Here is a 15,387-nt window from a genome sequence, read left to right as displayed (position 1 = left end):
AGCGCTTCAGCGCTTACTCCGATCCCATGCACGGCGGTCGATCGGAGTTAGCGCTTCAGCGCTTACTCCGATCCCACGCACCACACCGGGCGCCCGCTCACTAGCCATTCCATACTTTTTGTTTCGAAATAAGCGACCCGGACTGATCTTATCAAACCTTTAGGTCAGGCCTAAAGTGCAATCAACCCGTTTATTTCGCCCATTCCCAGACATTCAGGAGACATTCATGGCCAAGATGAGAGCCGTCGACGCAGCCGTGCTGGTGCTCGAAAAAGAAGGCATCGACACCGCATTCGGCGTTCCGGGCGCAGCGATCAACCCGTTCTACTCGGCCATGCGCAAGGCAGGCAACATCAGCCACGTACTGGCCCGCCACGTCGAAGGCGCGTCGCATATGGCCGAAGGCTATACGCGCGCTCAACCGGGCAACATCGGCGTGTGTATCGGCACGTCGGGCCCCGCCGGCACCGACATGATCACCGGTTTGTACTCGGCGCAGGCCGACTCCATTCCTATTCTCGCTATCACGGGCCAGGCGCCGCGCGCGCGTTTGTACAAGGAAGACTTCCAGGCCGTCGATATCGAATCGATCGCCAAGCCGGTGACCAAGTGGGCCGTCACCGTGCGTGAGCCGGCGCTGGTGCCGCGCGTGTTCCAGCAGGCTTTCCACCTGATGCGCTCGGGCCGTCCGGGTCCGGTGCTGGTCGACCTGCCGATCGACGTGCAGCTCGCCGAAATCGAATTCGACATCGACACGTACGAACCGCTGCCGGTCTACAAGCCGAAAGCGACGCGCAAGCAGATCGAAGCCGCGCTCACGCTGCTGAACAACTCGGACAAACCGCTGATCGTCTCGGGTGGCGGCGTGTTGAACGCAGCCGCTGAAGACCTGCTCGTCACGTTCGCTGAAACCGTCGGCGTGCCGGTGATCCCGACGCTGATGTCGTGGGGCGCGATTCCCGACGACCATCCGCTGATGGCCGGCATGGTCGGTCTGCAAACCTCGCACCGCTACGGCAACGCGACGATGCTCGCCTCCGACTTCGTGCTCGGCATCGGCAACCGCTGGGCGAACCGCCACACGGGCAGCGTCGAGGTGTATACGAAGGGTCGCAAGTTCGTGCACGTCGACATCGAACCGACGCAGATCGGCCGCGTGTTCGGCCCGGATCTGGGCATCGTGTCGGACGCGAAGGCCGCGCTCGAACTGTTCGTCGAAGTGGCGCAGGAATGGAAGGCTGCAGGCAAGCTAAAGGATCGCAGCGCATGGGTCGCCGATTGCCAGGAACGCAAGCGCACGATGCATCGCAAGACGCACTTCGACAACGTGCCGATGAAGCCGCAGCGCGTCTACGAAGAGATGAACCAGGTGTTCGGCCGCGACACGTGCTACGTGAGCACGATCGGTCTCTCGCAGATCGCCGGCGCGCAGTTCCTGCACGTCTACAAGGCGCGCAACTGGATCAACTGCGGCCAGGCCGGCCCGCTCGGCTGGACGATTCCGGCAGCGCTCGGCGTGCGTGCGGCTGACCCGCAACGTCCGATCGTGGCGCTCTCGGGCGACTACGACTTCCAGTTCATGATCGAAGAGCTGGCAGCCGGCGCGCAGTTCAAGCTGCCGTACGTGCATGTGGTGGTGAACAACTCGTACCTCGGCCTGATCCGTCAGGCACAGCGCGCGTTCGACATGGACTTCTGCGTGCAGCTCGGCTTCGAGAACATCAACGCGCCGGAAATGAACGGCTACGGCGTGGACCACGTCGCGGTCGCCGAAGGTCTGGGTTGCAAGGCGATCCGCGTGTTCAAGCCGGAAGAGCTGAAGCCCGCGTTGCAGAAAGCGCAAGCGATGCTCTCCGAGTTCAACGTGCCGGTGATCGTCGAAGTGATTCTCGAGCGTGTCACCAATATCTCGATGGGCACCGAAATCGACGCGATCAACGAGTTTGAAGAACTGGCTGCCACGCGCGAAGACGCGCCGACCGCGATCAGCATGCTCGACTGAGCTGCCGTACTGCATCACATATCGCAACGACGAGCATCACGTGAGCGCGGTTCGGCCACACCGAACCGCCTCACGAAAGCTATTCCACTGACCGACCAGAGAGACAGACGCACCATGCCGAAATTTGCAGCGAATCTCACCATGCTGTTCAACGAAATCCCGTTCCTCGACCGCTTCGCGGCTGCGGCGGACGCGGGCTTTCACGCCGTCGAATTTCTGTTTCCGTATCCGTATCAGATCGCCGAATTGAGCGAGCGTTTGCAGCAGAATCGCCTGAAGCTGGTGCTGCACAACCTGCCCGCGGGCAATTGGGAAGCTGGCGAACGCGGCATTGCATGCCTGCCGGATCGCGTGAGCGAATTCCAGGAAGGCGTGGGCCGCGCGATCGAATACGCGAAAGCGCTGAAGGTGCCGCAACTGAACTGCCTCGTCGGAATTCCGACGGCCGGCGTCGATGCGGACAAGGCGCGCTCGACCATTGTCGAGAACCTGCGCTTCGCCGCGGGCGAATTGAAGAAGGCCGGCATCAAGCTGCTGGTCGAACCGTGCAATTCCTACGACATTCCGGGCTTCGCACTGAATCGTTCTGCTGAAGGCCTGGATGTGATCCGCGCAGTCGGCTCGGACAATCTGTTCCTGCAATACGACATCTATCACATGCAACGGATGGAAGGCGAACTCGCGGCGACCATCAGGAAGAATCTGCCGCAGATCGCGCACATCCAGCTCGCCGACAATCCGGGCCGCAACGAACCGGGCACCGGCGAAATCAACTACCCGTTCCTGTTCGATCTGCTCGACTCGCTCGGCTACGACGGCTACGTCGGCTGTGAATATAAGCCGCGCACGACCACGACCGCCGGCCTCGGCTGGATTCAAAGCGTGGCCGGGCAAACCCGCGGCGCAGCCCACGCCGCCGCCTGAGCGCCGCATCGCTGCATTGATCGCCGGATCAGGCGCTTTAAGCCCCGAAAGACGCCCCGAAGGACGTCCTCTTGCGGGACACCCAACAACACTGGAGATTTAGACACATGGCAAAGATCGGTTTTATCGGCCTCGGCATCATGGGCGCGCACATGGCGCGCAACCTCATCAAGGGCGGCCACTCGCTGTTCGTGAATGGCGCGTACCCGGTGCCGGAAGATCTGAGCAAGACGACGAGCGTCGTCGGGAATTCGACCGCTGTCGCGCAGGCCGCCGACATCGTCATCATCATGGTGCCGGACACGCCTGACGTCGCCAACGTGCTGTTCGCCGACGACGGCGTCGCCGCCGGCCTTTCGCAAGGCAAGCTCGTGATCGACATGAGCTCGATCTCGCCGCTCGACACGCAAGCGTTCGCGAAGAAGATCAACGCGCTGGGCGTCGATTACCTGGATGCGCCGGTCTCCGGCGGCGAAGTCGGGGCGCGCGAAGCGACGCTGACGATCATGGTGGGCGGTCCGGAAAAAGCCTTCGCCACGGCCAAGCCGCTGTTCGAACTGATGGGCAAGAACATCTCGCTGATCGGCGACAACGGCGCGGGTCAAACCTGCAAGGTCGCCAACCAGATCATCGTCGCGCTGAACATCGAAGCCGTGGCCGAAGCGCTGCTGTTCGCGTCGCGCTCGGGCGCCGATCCGGAACGTGTGCGCAAGGCTTTGATGGGCGGCTTCGCCTCGTCGCGGATTCTCGAAGTGCACGGCGAGCGCATGACCAAGCGCACGTTCAACCCGGGCTTTCGCATCGAACTGCACCAGAAGGATCTGAACCTCGCGCTCGACGGCGCACGCAAGCTCGGCATCGCTCTGCCGCATACGGCGAGCGCGCAGCAACTGTTCAGCGTGTGCGCGGCGAATGGCGGCAAGGCCTGGGATCACTCGGCGATGGTGCGCGCCCTCGAAATCATGGCGAACTTCGAAGTCGCGCAAGCGCCGGGCAGCGAAGCCAAGGCAGCTTGATTGCGCATCATGCAGTAACACGGACCGCCGTGATGGTTGCATTGTCAACGTCATGGCGGTCGCAGGTGGGGCGCCCGGTTCGTCGTGCGATAGGCACGGCGGAACGGGCAAATCGTGCCGCTCTGGGCTGAGAGCGGCAAGTGGGGTCCGCAGCGGCACCCGGCGACGCCGGGGAAGCCTTGGTCGGTCAGACGTCGTCGTCGGGTGTCCGGCTGTCGGATTTCATGCTTTACCGATGCTTATGCTTTTTCGGCCAAACTCTCGCAGCGGGTGCATCATGCGCGCCGCCTGCCAGCACCTCTTTTTGCCGGCCCCTCGCGCGCGCCCGCAAGTCCGCTTGCATTTGCTTGCAACTCCGCCCTTCCGGCTAGACCTTTTTTGACACATCGCTCCGCGCTTTTCTCCTACACTCGTTAAGTCTGGTTGCGGGCGGTTCAGCGTTCAAGTGCGGCTTGCCGATCATGGCAACGCGTGTCCTCTGCTTCATTCGCCCGATTCCCAACCAGTTTTCAACCCGTGAGCGGAATGTGCTTGCGCCAGTAACCTATCTGCAAAGGATTCAGAATGAGCATCTTCGGTGACATCGTACATAAGCTCTTCGGCAAAGCGAAACCGGACCAGCCTGCGCCCGCGGTTGAGCCGACACCGGATCCGGCAGCGGCGCAAGCTGCCGCACCGGCGGCTGCACCGGCGCCCGCGCCGCTCGCCGACGTCGACGTTGCTGTCGTGATGGACCAGTTCGTGAGTGAGAGCGGTCAAACGTTGAACTGGCGCACGTCGATCGTCGACACGCTGAAAGCGCTCGGCGTGGACAGCAGCCTCGAACATCGCAAGGAGCTCGCAAAAGAGCTGAAGTTCACTGGCGACACGAACGATTCCGCAAGCATGAACATCTGGCTGCATAAACAGGTCATGCTGGCGCTGGCGGCGAACGGCGGGAAGTTGCCTCCGGACCTGGCGGACTGACGGTCTGGCGGCGTCGCCTATGGTCGGCTAAAGCAAAAAACTTGAAATGAAACGACAACGCGGCGCTCGGGTCGATGACCTGGGCGCCGCGTCGTCATTCAAGCGTCATATGCGGGACACGGTTCTGACTTTGAACCGGACCGCCCGCGCACAATCAATACTTATCGAAAGTCTTCTGCAGCGCCACCGGTCCCGTGCCGCCCGCGGCCAGCGCCAGCATCAGCAGCACGCGCGCCTTGTACGGATTCAGCGAACCCGCGCTGACGAAACCGAGCGCGTCGTCGGCGGCCGCGCCGTTGCGCATCACATGCCCCGAGCCGACACGCGAGGCACGCACCACCGCCACGCCTTGCGAAGCGGCATCGGCCAGCGCCTGTTGTACCGTGGTATGAATCGAGCCGTTGCCGGTGCCCGCCACGACGATACCGCGCACGCCGGCGGCAACCAGCGCATCCACGGCAATCCGCGTCACGCCCGCATAACTCACCACGATCTCCACATGCGGCCACTTCGAGCCGATCACGAATTCGGTCGCGAGCGTATGCGGACGCACCACGCCGCGCTGGAATTCGACGCGGCCGTCCTGCACCCAGCCCAGTGCGCCGATTTCAGGCGAATGGAATGCATCGACCGCGTAGGTGCTCGTCTTCACCACGTCGCGCGCGCTGTGAATCTTGTTGTTGAAGGCCACCAGCACGCCCTGCCCGCGCGACGCCGCGTGCGCCGCGACCGTCACGGCGTTCAGCAGATTCAGCGGGCCGTCGGCGGACAGCGCCGAAGCCGGGCGCATGGCCGCCGTCAGCACGACTGGCTTGTCCGACTTGACGGTCAGATGCAGCAGATAAGCGGTTTCTTCGAGCGTGTCGGTGCCGTGCGTGATCACCACACCGTCAATGTCGCTGTCGGCGAGCAGCGTGTTGATGCGCTGCGCGAGCGTGGTCCACAGCGGCATCGCCATGTCCTTGCTATCGACGCTGGCAATCTGCTCGGGCGCGATGCGCGCCACCGTGGACAAGGCCGGCACCACGGCCAGCAATTGCTCGACGCCGACCACACCGGCCTGATAGCCGGACGTATTGGTGGCGTCCGCAGCCGCGCCGGCGATCGTGCCGCCGGTCGCGAGCACGGCGATACGCGGCAACGGCGGCGTGGCGCCTTCGTCTGAAGGCGTAGCGGAGGAAGAAGTCGAAGTGTTCATGGCGGCGATTGTAAGCGATGCGCCGCGCGCCGCCATGCATGGATAAACAAATGGCGCTTCACCGCCCCTGCGCATCCATCAAACCGCTTCTCGCAATTGCGCGGCGATCTCCGCTTCGTTCAACTGCGGCGCGAACATCTCGATCAACCGGTAGGCATACGCGCGCAGGAACGCGCCCTTGCGCAAACCGACCCGCGTCGTGCTCGCTTCGAACAGATGTTGCGTGTCGAGCGCGACCAGTTCCGTGTCGCGCTTCGGATCGTAGGCCATTGCCGCGACCACGCCGATACCCATGCCGAGTTCGACATAGGTCTTGATCACGTCGGCGTCGATTGCGGTCAGCACGACGTCGGGCAGCGCCCCCGCTTTCGCGAATGCCTGGTCGATATGCGAGCGGCCCGTGAAGTCCTGGTCGTACGTGACGATCGGGAATTCGGCGATCTCGTCGAGCGTCAGATTCTGCCGGCCCACCAGCGGATGGTCCTTCGGCACGACCACGACGTGATGCCACGAATAGCACGGGAACGTGACGATATCCGGGAAGCGGTCGAGCGCTTCGGTGGAGATGCCGATGTCCGCTTCACCGTTGATGATCATCTGCGCGATCTGTTGCGGGCTGCCCTGGCGCAACGCCAGATGCACCTTCGGGAACACCTCGGTGAATTGACGGATCACCTTCGGCAACGCATAACGCGCCTGCGTGTGAGTGGTCGCCACGACCAGGTGGCCGCTATCCTGATCGGCATACTGGCGCGCGACGCGGCGCAGATTCTCGGCGTCGAGCAGCATCCGCTCGATCAGCTGATGCACCGCCTTGCCCGGCTCGGTGAGGCCCGTCAGACGCTTGCCGCGTCGAATGAAAATGTCGACACCGAGTTCGTCTTCGAGATCCTTGATCTGTTTCGACACGCCTGACTGCGAGGTGTACAGCACGTTCGCCACCTCGGTCAGGTTCATGTTCTGACGCACGGCTTCGCGCACGAAGCGCAATTGCTGGAAATTCATCTGTATGTCTCCGGTTCGTCCAGAGTTGAGTTATTTGAGTTTGATTGAAACACCGAGTCGTGTTGCCGCGCGGCTGACCGCAACGCGCTCACTGCCCTCATTGCGCCGGGAATACGCGCAAGGCACGCGGCACCGCGGTCACGCCGTCGCCGATAGAGAGTTGCAGATCGCGCCACGCTTCCCGATCGAGTTCGGCTTCGAGCAGGTTGCCCTCGCGGCCCGCGAGTTCCACGCGCACCGAGCCGCCCAAGGTCACCACGCGCCGCACGTCGACCACAATGCCTTCGCGGTGGCCCGATGCCTGCGGATACAACTGCAGATCGTGCGGACGCACATAAGCGAACGCAGGACCGCTGAAATCGGCCTTGATCGACACCGGCAGCGCCGCGCCGTCGACCACGAAACCGCTCGCGTCGACCTTGCCGTGCAGACGGTTCGCGGCGCCTAGAAACTCGTAGACGAACGAGGTTTGCGGATGGTCATACACGTCCTGCGGACTGCCCACCTGCTCCACGTGCCCGCGATTGAGCACGACGATACGGTCCGCCACTTCGAGCGCTTCTTCCTGATCGTGCGTGACGAAAATCGTCGAGATATGCAGATCGTCGTGCAGGCGCCGCAGCCAGCTACGCAACTCCTTGCGCACCTTCGCATCCAGCGCGCCGAACGGTTCGTCGAGCAGCAGCACTTTCGGTTCGACCGCCAACGCGCGCGCGAGCGCGATACGCTGCCGCTGGCCGCCCGACAATTCCGACGGATAGCGTTGCGCGAGCCAGTCGAGTTGCACGAGCTTCAGCAGTTCATGCACCTTCTCGCGGATCACCGCTTCCGAGGGACGTTCCTTGCGCGGCTTCACGCGCAAGCCGAACGCCACGTTCTCGAACACCGTCATATGACGGAACAGCGCGTAATGCTGGAACACGAAGCCCACTTCCCGCTCGCGCGCGCCGACCGTCGCCACGTCCTGGCCTTGCAGCACGACCTGGCCGCCGTCCGCGTATTCGAGCCCGGCAATCACGCGCAGCAAGGTGGTCTTGCCACAACCCGACGGCCCGAGCAGCGCGACCAGCTCACCCGGCGGAAAGTCGAGTGTGACGTTATCGAGCGCGACGAAATCGCCGAAGCGCTTCTGCAGGTTACGAACGGTGATACCCATTACAGCTCTCCTTGCTTGAGCGGGTGTTGCTGCGATGCATGCGTTGTGTGGGTTGCGGGTGTTGCGCCCACCGGCGTGGTAACCGGACCGGCGTACGCGGGCACATCTCGCGCGGCCGACAGTTCCGCCGACATATGGCGTTCCGCGAGCAGCTTCAGGCCGAGCGTCACGAGCGCGAGCAGCGCCAGCACCGACGCCACGGCGAACGCCGCCGAGAAGTTGTATTCGTTGTAGAGAATTTCGACGTGCAGCGGCATCGTGTCGGTCTGGCCGCGAATATGGCCCGACACCACCGACACGGCACCGAACTCGCCCATTGCCCGCGCGTTACACAGAATCACGCCATACAGCAGGCCCCATTTGACGTTCGGCAGCGTGACGCGGCGGAAAGTCTGCCAGCCCGACGCGCCGAGCACGTGCGCGGCTTCTTCTTCGTCGTTGCCTTGTGCCTGCATCAACGGAATCAGCTCACGCGCGACGAACGGGAACGTCACGAAGATCGTCGCCATCACGATGCCCGGCACCGCGAAAATGATCTGGATGTTGTGGTCCTGCAGCCACGGGCCGAACCAACCCTGCGCGCCGAACATCAGCACGTAGATCAAGCCCGAGATCACCGGTGAAACCGAGAACGGCAGATCGATCAGCGTGGTCAGGAGCGCCTTGCCGCGGAATTCGAACTTGGCGATACACCATGAAGCCGCGAGACCGAACACGAGATTCAACGGCACGGCGATGGCGGCGGTGATCACGGTCAGCTTGATCGCCGAGAGCGCGTCCGGGTCGGCGAGCGATTCCAGATAGAAACCAAGACCTTTGGCCAGCGCCTGATAAAAGACGGCGACGAGCGGCACCACCAGAAACAGTGCGAGGAACAGCAGCGCGATGGCGGTCAGAATCCAGCGCACGAGCGGCGGTTCGGTGACCGGATCGGGACGGCGCGCTACATTGAGCGGCGCGCGCGGCGCCACGGCAACCGCAGCGGCGTTGTTCGCACCGCTCGCGGCGGATACGTCATTCACGGTTCGGCGGCTCATTGCACACCTCCGCCGATTGCCGCAACGCTCGCCACACTGGCGGCCGGCACCGGGCCCGCGCCACCGCGGCCCGTGCGGCGCTGCAAATACCACTGCAGGGTATTGATCAGCAGCAGCATCAGGAACGACACGACCAGCATCACCACCGCGATAGCCGTGGCGCCCGCGTAGTCGTATTGCTCGAGCTTCGTGATGATGAGAAGCGACGTGATTTCCGACTTCATCGGTACATTGCCGGCGATGAAAATCACCGAACCGTATTCGCCGAGCGCGCGCGCGAAAGCCAGCGCGAAGCCCGTCAACAGAGCCGGAAACACGGCCGGCAACACCACGCGGCGAAACGTCAGCCAGCGCGAAGCGCCCAGGCACGCGGCCGCTTCTTCCTGTTCGCGTTCGAATTCTTCGAGCACCGGCTGCACCGTGCGCACGACGAACGGCAAACCGATGAACGTCAGCGCGACCAGCACGCCGGCCGGCGTGAACGCGATTTTCAGGCCGAGCGGTTCGAGGAACTGTCCGATCCAGCCATTGCCCGCATACACGGCCGCAAGCGAAATGCCGGCCACCGAGGTGGGCAGCGCGAACGGCAGATCGACCACGGCGTCGACGATGCGCTTGAACGGAAACGTGTAGCGCACCAGCACCCACGCCACCAGAAAGCCGAACACCGCGTTGATCAGCGCGCCGCCGAGCGCGGAAAAGAACGTCAGGCGATACGACGCGAGCACGCGCGGCGAACTCACCGCGCGCACGAACTGGCTCCAGTCGAGCGTCGCGGTCTTCAGAAAGGTCGCCGCCAGCGGAATCAGCACCACGAGGCTCAGATAAGCCACCGTGATGCCGAGTGTCAGGCCAAAACCGGGCAAGGCGCTCGGTTTTCGGAAGGTCAACGTCGTCATGCTCGTTACTCGTTCAGGTTGATGCTCGTGTTTCCGGCCGCCGGGCCCTGGCTGGCCAAAAGCGCGCCCCTTGGGGCGCGCTCCGGAGTGACGCGTTGCCGCATCGCTTTGCTGCCTATGCCGGTGAAGGCAACGGCTCGATAGTTACTGCGGTTGATAGATCGAATCGAATACACCGCCGTCGGCAAAGTGCGTCTTCTGCGCGTTGGTCCAGCCGCCGAACGAATCGTCGACCGTGTACAGCTTCAGCTTCGGAAACTTGGCGGTCAGCTCGGCCGGCACCTTGTTCGATCGCGGACGGTAGAAGTTCTTCGCCGCGATTTCCTGGCCTTGCTCGCTATACAGGAAGTTCAGATATGCTTCGGCGAGCTTGCGCGTGCCGTGCTTGTCCACCACTTTGTCCACCACCGCAACCGGCGGCTCGGCCAGAATGCTGACCGACGGCACCACGATCTCGAACTTCTCCGGCCCGAACTCCTTCAGCGACAGGAAGGCTTCGTTTTCCCATGCGATCAGCACGTCGCCGATACCGCGTTGCACGAAGCTGGTGGTCGCGCCGCGCGCGCCCGAATCGAGCACGCCGGCGTTCTTGTAGAGCTTGCCGACGAATTCCCTGGCCTTCTGATCGTTGCCGCCTGGTTGATGCTCCGCATACGCCCACGCCGCCAGGTAGTTCCAGCGCGCCCCGCCCGAGGTCTTCGGATTCGGCGTGACGATCGACACACCCGGCTTGATCAGGTCGTCCCAATCCTTGATGTGCTTCGGGTTGCCCTTGCGCACCAGAAACACGATCGTCGACGTGTACGGCGACGCGTTATCCGGCAAGCGCTTCTGCCAGCCCTTGTCCAGCAAGCCCTTGTTGGCCAGCGCGTCGATGTCGTAAGCGAGCGCGAGCGTCACGACGTCGGCCTGCAGACCGTCGAGCACCGAACGCGCCTGCGCGCCGGAGCCGCCGTGCGACTGCTTGAAGGTGATCGTCTCGCCGGTCTTCGCCTTCCATTCCTTGCCGAACGCCTGGTTGACGTCCTGATACAGCTCGCGCGTCGGGTCGTAGGACACGTTCAGCAGTGTCGTGTCGGCAGCGTGCGCCTGCGCCATCACGCCGAGCGCGCTCGCCGCGCCCAATGCGAGCGCCGCGATGAGTTTCTTCGTTTTGCCTGCCAGCCCCGTACCTTGGTGATTCATGTCAACTTTCTCCGCGTTGTGCGCTGAAACAGCGTGTCGTGTCTTTTTGCGTCGCGGTCACGTGCACATGAACGCCAACTGGAGGCCAGTCTATCGAAGGGCTTTCATCATTAAAAATAATGTTTCTTCATTCTTTAATACGCAAAAGTGGTAATGACAGCTGGATAAGGCGTTGCGGCACGAAAACGGGTGTTGTAGCGTCGTTTGACGACGCTCCAACGCCACCCCTCGGCACGAACTTAAAGTAAAGCTTGAATTGCGCGGAATACTGTATAAAAATACAGTCACCTGTTCATACATACAGTGGCGCCATGACCAAACTCACCGCACGACAGCAGCAGGTTTTCGATCTGATCCGCAGGGCTATCGAACGCACCGGCTTTCCGCCCACCCGCGCGGAGATCGCCGCCGAACTGGGCTTCAGCTCGGCCAACTCGGCAGAAGAACATCTGCGGGCGCTCGCCCGCAAGGGCGTGATCGAACTCGCGGCCGGCGCGTCGCGCGGCATCCGCCTGCTGGCGGGCCCGGAAGATTCGCCGCACCAGTTCACGTTGCCGCACGCCAGCATCATGCAACTGTCGCTGCCGCTGATCGGGCGGGTGGCCGCGGGTAGCCCGATCCTCGCGCAGGAACATATCTCGCAGCACTACGCGTGCGACCCGGCGCTGTTTTCGAGCAAGCCCGATTACCTGCTGAAGGTGCGCGGGTTGTCCATGCGCGACGCGGGCATCTTCGACGGCGACCTGCTCGCGGTGCAAAAGAGAACGGAAGCCAAAGACGGCCAGATCATCATTGCCCGGCTTGGCGACGACGTCACGGTCAAGCGCCTGAAGCGCCGGCCGAACGGGCTCGAGTTGATCGCCGAGAACCCCGATTACGAAAACATCTTCGTTGAAACCGGCAGTGCGGAATTCGCGCTGGAAGGTATCGCCGTAGGGCTGATTCGCCCCGGCGAGTTCTGAACGGTCAGGTTCCAGGCGGCTTGTTTCCCAGCACTTCGATCCAAGCCCCTTCTTGCCCGTTCGACAGAGTAGAAAGCCGCGCCAACGCCGCATTAGCGCTGCATTAACGCTGCATCGCCTGGAGAGTCTCATGGAACGTCTTGCCCGCCTGCTGCCTTTTCGCCAGTTCGGTCGTCTGCGCCATCTTCGCAAGCTGGTGCCCTGCTCATTGATCGAGGCGTCCACGGCCAGCACGCCGTCGCTGTTCGATGCGCCGGACAGCGTGTCGAGCCTGCCATCGTCGTTGCCGGCGTTTGCCCGCGTGTCGCTGAACTCGGGTCTGAATACGGCCGAACCGGCCCGTCGCGCACCAGTGCGGGTCTATCACGGCCCGTCGCGCCTCATCATGGTCGGCACGGTGGACGCTGTGTGCCGCATGATCGACCGCTGCATTGCCGACGAGGCAAACGTCCACGGGGCGGTATTCGAGTCTTGATGGAAGGTATGGCCGGCGGCGATATCGCATCGCATGGGATCGTTTTCGTGTGGCCGCGGTCCACGTTAGATCACACCTGATGGAGAGTCCCGTTCGATGGCAGTTTCGAAACGCATTAAAGGCGGCGCCACCCGGCCGCTGATCGTCACGCTGATCGTGATTGTGGTGATCGCGGCGCTTGGGTTTACGTACGCATCACCGTATCTCGCGCTGAACAATCTCAAACGCGCCGCCGATGCACGCGACACGCAAACGGTCAATCAATACGTCGACTTTCCCGCGTTGCGCGAGAGCCTGAAGCAGCAGGTCGCCGGGCTGCTCACGCGGCGGCTCGACGCGCACAGCAACGGCAATCCGCTGGCCGCCATTGGCGCGATGATCGGCGTCGCGTTGATTGGCCCGCTTGTGGATGCCTATGCGACACCAGACGGCGTGGCGGCCTTGCTGAACGGCATGCCGCCCCGCGGCGATCCGGGCGAACGGCCGCCCGCACCGCCGGCCGCGAACACGCCGGCGGATGGCGCCGCGGCCTCACCCGCACCGGCGACACCTACGGCGCCTGCCGTCGGCAACGCAGGCAACGCAGGCAACGGCAACACCAACGCCGCGCCTGCGCAACCGCCGCAAACCACCGCGGGCTATCGCGGCCTCAACGAGTTCGTCGTCACATACCAGCACGGCGCCGGAGACGCGCGTTACTCGGCGATCTTTCAGCGCGAGGGTGTCTTCACATGGAAGCTGGCCGCGGTCAACCTGAATGAGTGACCGCCTGGGGTCGTCGGGCCGAGGCGGCCGGCCCGTTGAGCATGCTCGCGGTAGCACTGTACCCAGGCGCGATACGCAGCCGCTATCAGGCCGCCGCCTGCTGCTGCTCCTGGGCCGAAGAACACGCCACCAGAATGCTGCACGAGACGCGGTCGAGCAGCGGCGTATTGCCCGCGCCCATCCACCAACGTGACAAACCGGTGCGGCAGCGGTGGCCGACCACAACCAGGTCGACGTGCAATTCATTGGCAAGGTTGGCGATCTCGTCGATCGGATGGCCGAACGCGAAATGCCCTTGTGCGCTCACGCCTCGCTCGGTGAGCCAGTCCACGCCTTCCTGAAGGATGTCGCGGGCGGTCTTTTCGAAGCTGCCGCAAGCCACGTCGGTCAGCAGGCCCGCGCTTTGCGCAATGCTCGAACGCATATCGACGACCGACAACAAGTGCGTTTCCGCTTTCAGATCCAACGCCAGATCGGCGCCGCAACGCAATGCTTTGCGGCCTTCGCGCGAGCCGTCGTAGCACAGCAGGATTTTCTGGTAGCTCGCCATGATTTTTCTCCCTTCGCGCGGGACGCGCGATCTGAATGAATCATGGTGCGCCGCAATTCAGGTTGCAAGGGATGGAAAACGCTAACTGTGCGGTAACGGCACACAAGCCACGCTGTAAAGAGGTGCGCGCGCCAACAGGCTTGCTTGCGGCTCGTTGCCGCAGTGCGGGAAACCCGTGCGGGAGCGTCGGGCGCGCACCAACGCCGAGCCGCCGATGCCCTAGAATAGGCGGCCTTCCCGGCCATTAAAATCATCCATGTCTGTTCCGGAGACTCGTTCGATCCATGCCTGAAGCCGCCATCGAATTTCACGAGGTCAAAAAAAGCTACGGCGAAAAGACGGTCGTCGACGGACTGTCGTTCCATGTCGACGCCGGGGAATGTTTCGGCCTGCTCGGCCCGAACGGCGCGGGCAAAACCACCACGTTGCGCATGCTGCTCGGCATCGCCTCGCCGGATGCGGGCACGATCCGCCTGTGCGGCGAGCCGATTCCCAGCCGCGCGCGCGTGGCGCGGGCGCGCGTCGGCGTGGTGCCGCAGTTCGACAATCTCGATCCTGACTTCACGGTGCGCGAGAACCTGCTGGTGTTCGGCCGCTACTTCGGTTTGAGCGCCGCGCAATGCCGTGCGATGGTGCCCTCGCTGCTCGAATTCGCGCGCCTGGAGAGCAAGGCGGATGCGCGCGTGAGCGAACTGTCCGGCGGCATGAAGCGGCGCCTCACGCTGGCGCGCGCGCTCGTCAACGATCCCGACGTGCTTATCATGGACGAACCGACCACCGGCCTCGATCCTCAGGCGCGGCATCTGATCTGGGAGCGGCTGCGCTCGTTGCTCGCGCGCGGCAAGACCATTTTGCTGACCACGCACTTCATGGAAGAAGCCGAACGTCTCTGCGACCGGCTGTGCGTGATCGAGGAAGGACGCAAGATCGCCGAAGGCGCGCCGAGCGAATTGATCGCCTCCGAGATCGGTTGCGATGTGATCGAGATCTTCGGACCGGATCCGGTCGCGTTGCGCGATGAACTGGCGCCGATCGTCGAGCGCACCGAGATCAGCGGTGAAACGCTGTTCTGCTACGTCAACGACGCGCAACCGGTGCATGCGCGACTCAAGCAGCGCGCGGATCTGCGCTATCTGCACCGGCCGGCGAATCTGGAAGACGTGTTCCTGCGGCTCACCGGCCGCGAGATGCAGGACTGAAGAAGCACGTGAAGAAGCATGAATAGCGGCATCGCACGCAACGCGCTA

Annotated in this window: 15 protein-coding genes; 8 read left to right on the top strand and 7 right to left on the bottom strand. The window is 63.2% G+C overall.

The features are described from left to right. Positions 1–226 precede the first annotated feature (226 nt). The 4 genes from gcl (at position 227) to P0D70_RS04845 (ending at position 4,908) form a co-directional block, all read left to right on the top strand. Complete coding sequence (gene gcl, locus P0D70_RS04860; RefSeq protein ID WP_408183139.1) at positions 227–2,002, top strand: glyoxylate carboligase; 1,776 nt, start codon at positions 227–229, stop codon at positions 2,000–2,002. A 114-nt stretch (positions 2,003–2,116) separates the two neighbouring features. After that, a complete protein-coding gene (gene hyi, locus P0D70_RS04855; RefSeq protein WP_408183137.1) occupies positions 2,117–2,926 on the top strand; it encodes a hydroxypyruvate isomerase in 810 nt (269 codons plus the stop codon). Positions 2,927–3,033: 107 nt separating this feature from the next. Then, a complete protein-coding gene (locus P0D70_RS04850; protein ID WP_408183135.1) occupies positions 3,034–3,942 on the top strand; it encodes a 2-hydroxy-3-oxopropionate reductase in 909 nt (302 codons plus the stop codon). Between the two features lie 564 nt (positions 3,943–4,506). Then, positions 4,507–4,908, top strand: coding sequence for a DUF3597 domain-containing protein (locus P0D70_RS04845; RefSeq protein ID WP_091794589.1), 402 nt, complete (start codon positions 4,507–4,509; stop codon positions 4,906–4,908). Between the two features lie 154 nt (positions 4,909–5,062). Here P0D70_RS04845 and P0D70_RS04840 read toward each other — a convergent pair whose 3' ends face one another. The 6 genes from P0D70_RS04840 to P0D70_RS04815 form a co-directional block, all read right to left on the bottom strand. Further along, on the bottom strand, positions 5,063–6,106 hold the full coding sequence (locus tag P0D70_RS04840; RefSeq protein ID WP_091800560.1) for an asparaginase: 1,044 nt from the start codon (positions 6,104–6,106) through the stop codon (positions 5,063–5,065). Between the two features lie 78 nt (positions 6,107–6,184). Continuing rightward, positions 6,185–7,111: a CysB family HTH-type transcriptional regulator gene (locus tag P0D70_RS04835; RefSeq protein ID WP_408183132.1), complete on the bottom strand. Its 927-nt coding sequence runs from the start codon at positions 7,109–7,111 to the stop codon at positions 6,185–6,187. A gap of 97 nt (positions 7,112–7,208) precedes the next feature. Next, complete coding sequence (locus tag P0D70_RS04830) at positions 7,209–8,267, bottom strand: sulfate/molybdate ABC transporter ATP-binding protein (protein WP_091794594.1); 1,059 nt, start codon at positions 8,265–8,267, stop codon at positions 7,209–7,211. Beyond that, positions 8,267–9,304 carry a sulfate ABC transporter permease subunit CysW gene (gene cysW, locus P0D70_RS04825; protein ID WP_408183125.1) on the bottom strand — a complete coding sequence of 346 codons (1,038 nt, stop codon included), beginning with the start codon at positions 9,302–9,304 and terminating at the stop codon, positions 8,267–8,269. Before cysW ends, P0D70_RS04830 begins: the two co-directional genes overlap by 1 nt. Next, positions 9,301–10,203 (bottom strand): sulfate ABC transporter permease subunit CysT, encoded by a 903-nt coding sequence (gene cysT, locus P0D70_RS04820; protein WP_091794598.1) that lies wholly within the window; start codon positions 10,201–10,203, stop codon positions 9,301–9,303. The genes cysW and cysT overlap by 4 nt, the downstream gene beginning before the upstream one ends. A 144-nt stretch (positions 10,204–10,347) precedes the next feature. Next, the gene (locus tag P0D70_RS04815) at positions 10,348–11,388 is read right to left on the bottom strand and encodes a sulfate ABC transporter substrate-binding protein (protein ID WP_091794600.1); all 1,041 of its coding nucleotides are present in this window, start codon (positions 11,386–11,388) and stop codon (positions 10,348–10,350) included. A 311-nt stretch (positions 11,389–11,699) separates the two neighbouring features. Between P0D70_RS04815 and lexA the strand changes: the two genes are divergently transcribed. From lexA to P0D70_RS04800, 3 genes are all read left to right on the top strand, one after another. Beyond that, positions 11,700–12,350, top strand: a complete 651-nt coding sequence (gene lexA, locus P0D70_RS04810) for a transcriptional repressor LexA (RefSeq protein ID WP_091794602.1) — start codon at positions 11,700–11,702, stop codon at positions 12,348–12,350. Positions 12,351–12,480: 130 nt separating this feature from the next. Beyond that, a complete protein-coding gene (locus P0D70_RS04805; protein ID WP_408183119.1) occupies positions 12,481–12,825 on the top strand; it encodes a hypothetical protein in 345 nt (114 codons plus the stop codon). 96 nt (positions 12,826–12,921) lie between these two features. Continuing rightward, positions 12,922–13,590, top strand: coding sequence for a DUF2939 domain-containing protein (locus P0D70_RS04800; protein WP_408183117.1), 669 nt, complete (start codon positions 12,922–12,924; stop codon positions 13,588–13,590). An 85-nt stretch (positions 13,591–13,675) separates the two neighbouring features. Here the strand turns inward: P0D70_RS04800 and P0D70_RS04795 are convergent, their stop codons facing one another. Continuing rightward, a complete protein-coding gene (locus P0D70_RS04795) occupies positions 13,676–14,140 on the bottom strand; it encodes a universal stress protein (RefSeq protein ID WP_091794608.1) in 465 nt (154 codons plus the stop codon). Between the two features lie 284 nt (positions 14,141–14,424). On the opposite strand from P0D70_RS04795, the gene nodI reads away from it, so the two are divergent. Next, the gene (nodI, locus tag P0D70_RS04790; RefSeq protein ID WP_408183114.1) at positions 14,425–15,339 is read left to right on the top strand and encodes a nodulation factor ABC transporter ATP-binding protein NodI; all 915 of its coding nucleotides are present in this window, start codon (positions 14,425–14,427) and stop codon (positions 15,337–15,339) included. The last annotated feature ends 48 nt before the right edge of the window (positions 15,340–15,387 follow it).

Source organism: Paraburkholderia sp. RL17-381-BIF-C (assembly GCF_046026435.1).
GTDB lineage: Bacteria > Pseudomonadota > Gammaproteobacteria > Burkholderiales > Burkholderiaceae > Paraburkholderia.
The sequence above is the reverse complement of the archived record's forward strand: the minus strand, read 5'-3'. Positions and strand labels throughout refer to the sequence as shown.

What these genes read in the sequence shown, in the direction of transcription:
- P0D70_RS04815 (WP_091794600.1), bottom strand. Translation starts at nt 11,388, where the DNA reads ATGAATCACCAAGGTACGGGGCTGGCAGGCAAAACGAAGAAACTCATC.
- P0D70_RS04835 (WP_408183132.1), bottom strand. Translation starts at nt 7,111, where the DNA reads ATGAATTTCCAGCAATTGCGCTTCGTGCGCGAAGCCGTGCGTCAGAAC.
- P0D70_RS04800 (WP_408183117.1), top strand. Translation starts at nt 12,922, where the DNA reads ATGGCAGTTTCGAAACGCATTAAAGGCGGCGCCACCCGGCCGCTGATC.
- cysW (WP_408183125.1), bottom strand. Translation starts at nt 9,304, where the DNA reads ATGAGCCGCCGAACCGTGAATGACGTATCCGCCGCGAGCGGTGCGAAC.
- cysT (WP_091794598.1), bottom strand. Translation starts at nt 10,203, where the DNA reads ATGACGACGTTGACCTTCCGAAAACCGAGCGCCTTGCCCGGTTTTGGC.
- lexA (WP_091794602.1), top strand. Translation starts at nt 11,700, where the DNA reads ATGACCAAACTCACCGCACGACAGCAGCAGGTTTTCGATCTGATCCGC.
- P0D70_RS04840 (WP_091800560.1), bottom strand. Translation starts at nt 6,106, where the DNA reads ATGAACACTTCGACTTCTTCCTCCGCTACGCCTTCAGACGAAGGCGCC.
- P0D70_RS04830 (WP_091794594.1), bottom strand. Translation starts at nt 8,267, where the DNA reads ATGGGTATCACCGTTCGTAACCTGCAGAAGCGCTTCGGCGATTTCGTC.
- nodI (WP_408183114.1), top strand. Translation starts at nt 14,425, where the DNA reads ATGCCTGAAGCCGCCATCGAATTTCACGAGGTCAAAAAAAGCTACGGC.
- P0D70_RS04850 (WP_408183135.1), top strand. Translation starts at nt 3,034, where the DNA reads ATGGCAAAGATCGGTTTTATCGGCCTCGGCATCATGGGCGCGCACATG.
- gcl (WP_408183139.1), top strand. Translation starts at nt 227, where the DNA reads ATGGCCAAGATGAGAGCCGTCGACGCAGCCGTGCTGGTGCTCGAAAAA.
- P0D70_RS04805 (WP_408183119.1), top strand. Translation starts at nt 12,481, where the DNA reads ATGGAACGTCTTGCCCGCCTGCTGCCTTTTCGCCAGTTCGGTCGTCTG.
- hyi (WP_408183137.1), top strand. Translation starts at nt 2,117, where the DNA reads ATGCCGAAATTTGCAGCGAATCTCACCATGCTGTTCAACGAAATCCCG.
- P0D70_RS04845 (WP_091794589.1), top strand. Translation starts at nt 4,507, where the DNA reads ATGAGCATCTTCGGTGACATCGTACATAAGCTCTTCGGCAAAGCGAAA.
- P0D70_RS04795 (WP_091794608.1), bottom strand. Translation starts at nt 14,140, where the DNA reads ATGGCGAGCTACCAGAAAATCCTGCTGTGCTACGACGGCTCGCGCGAA.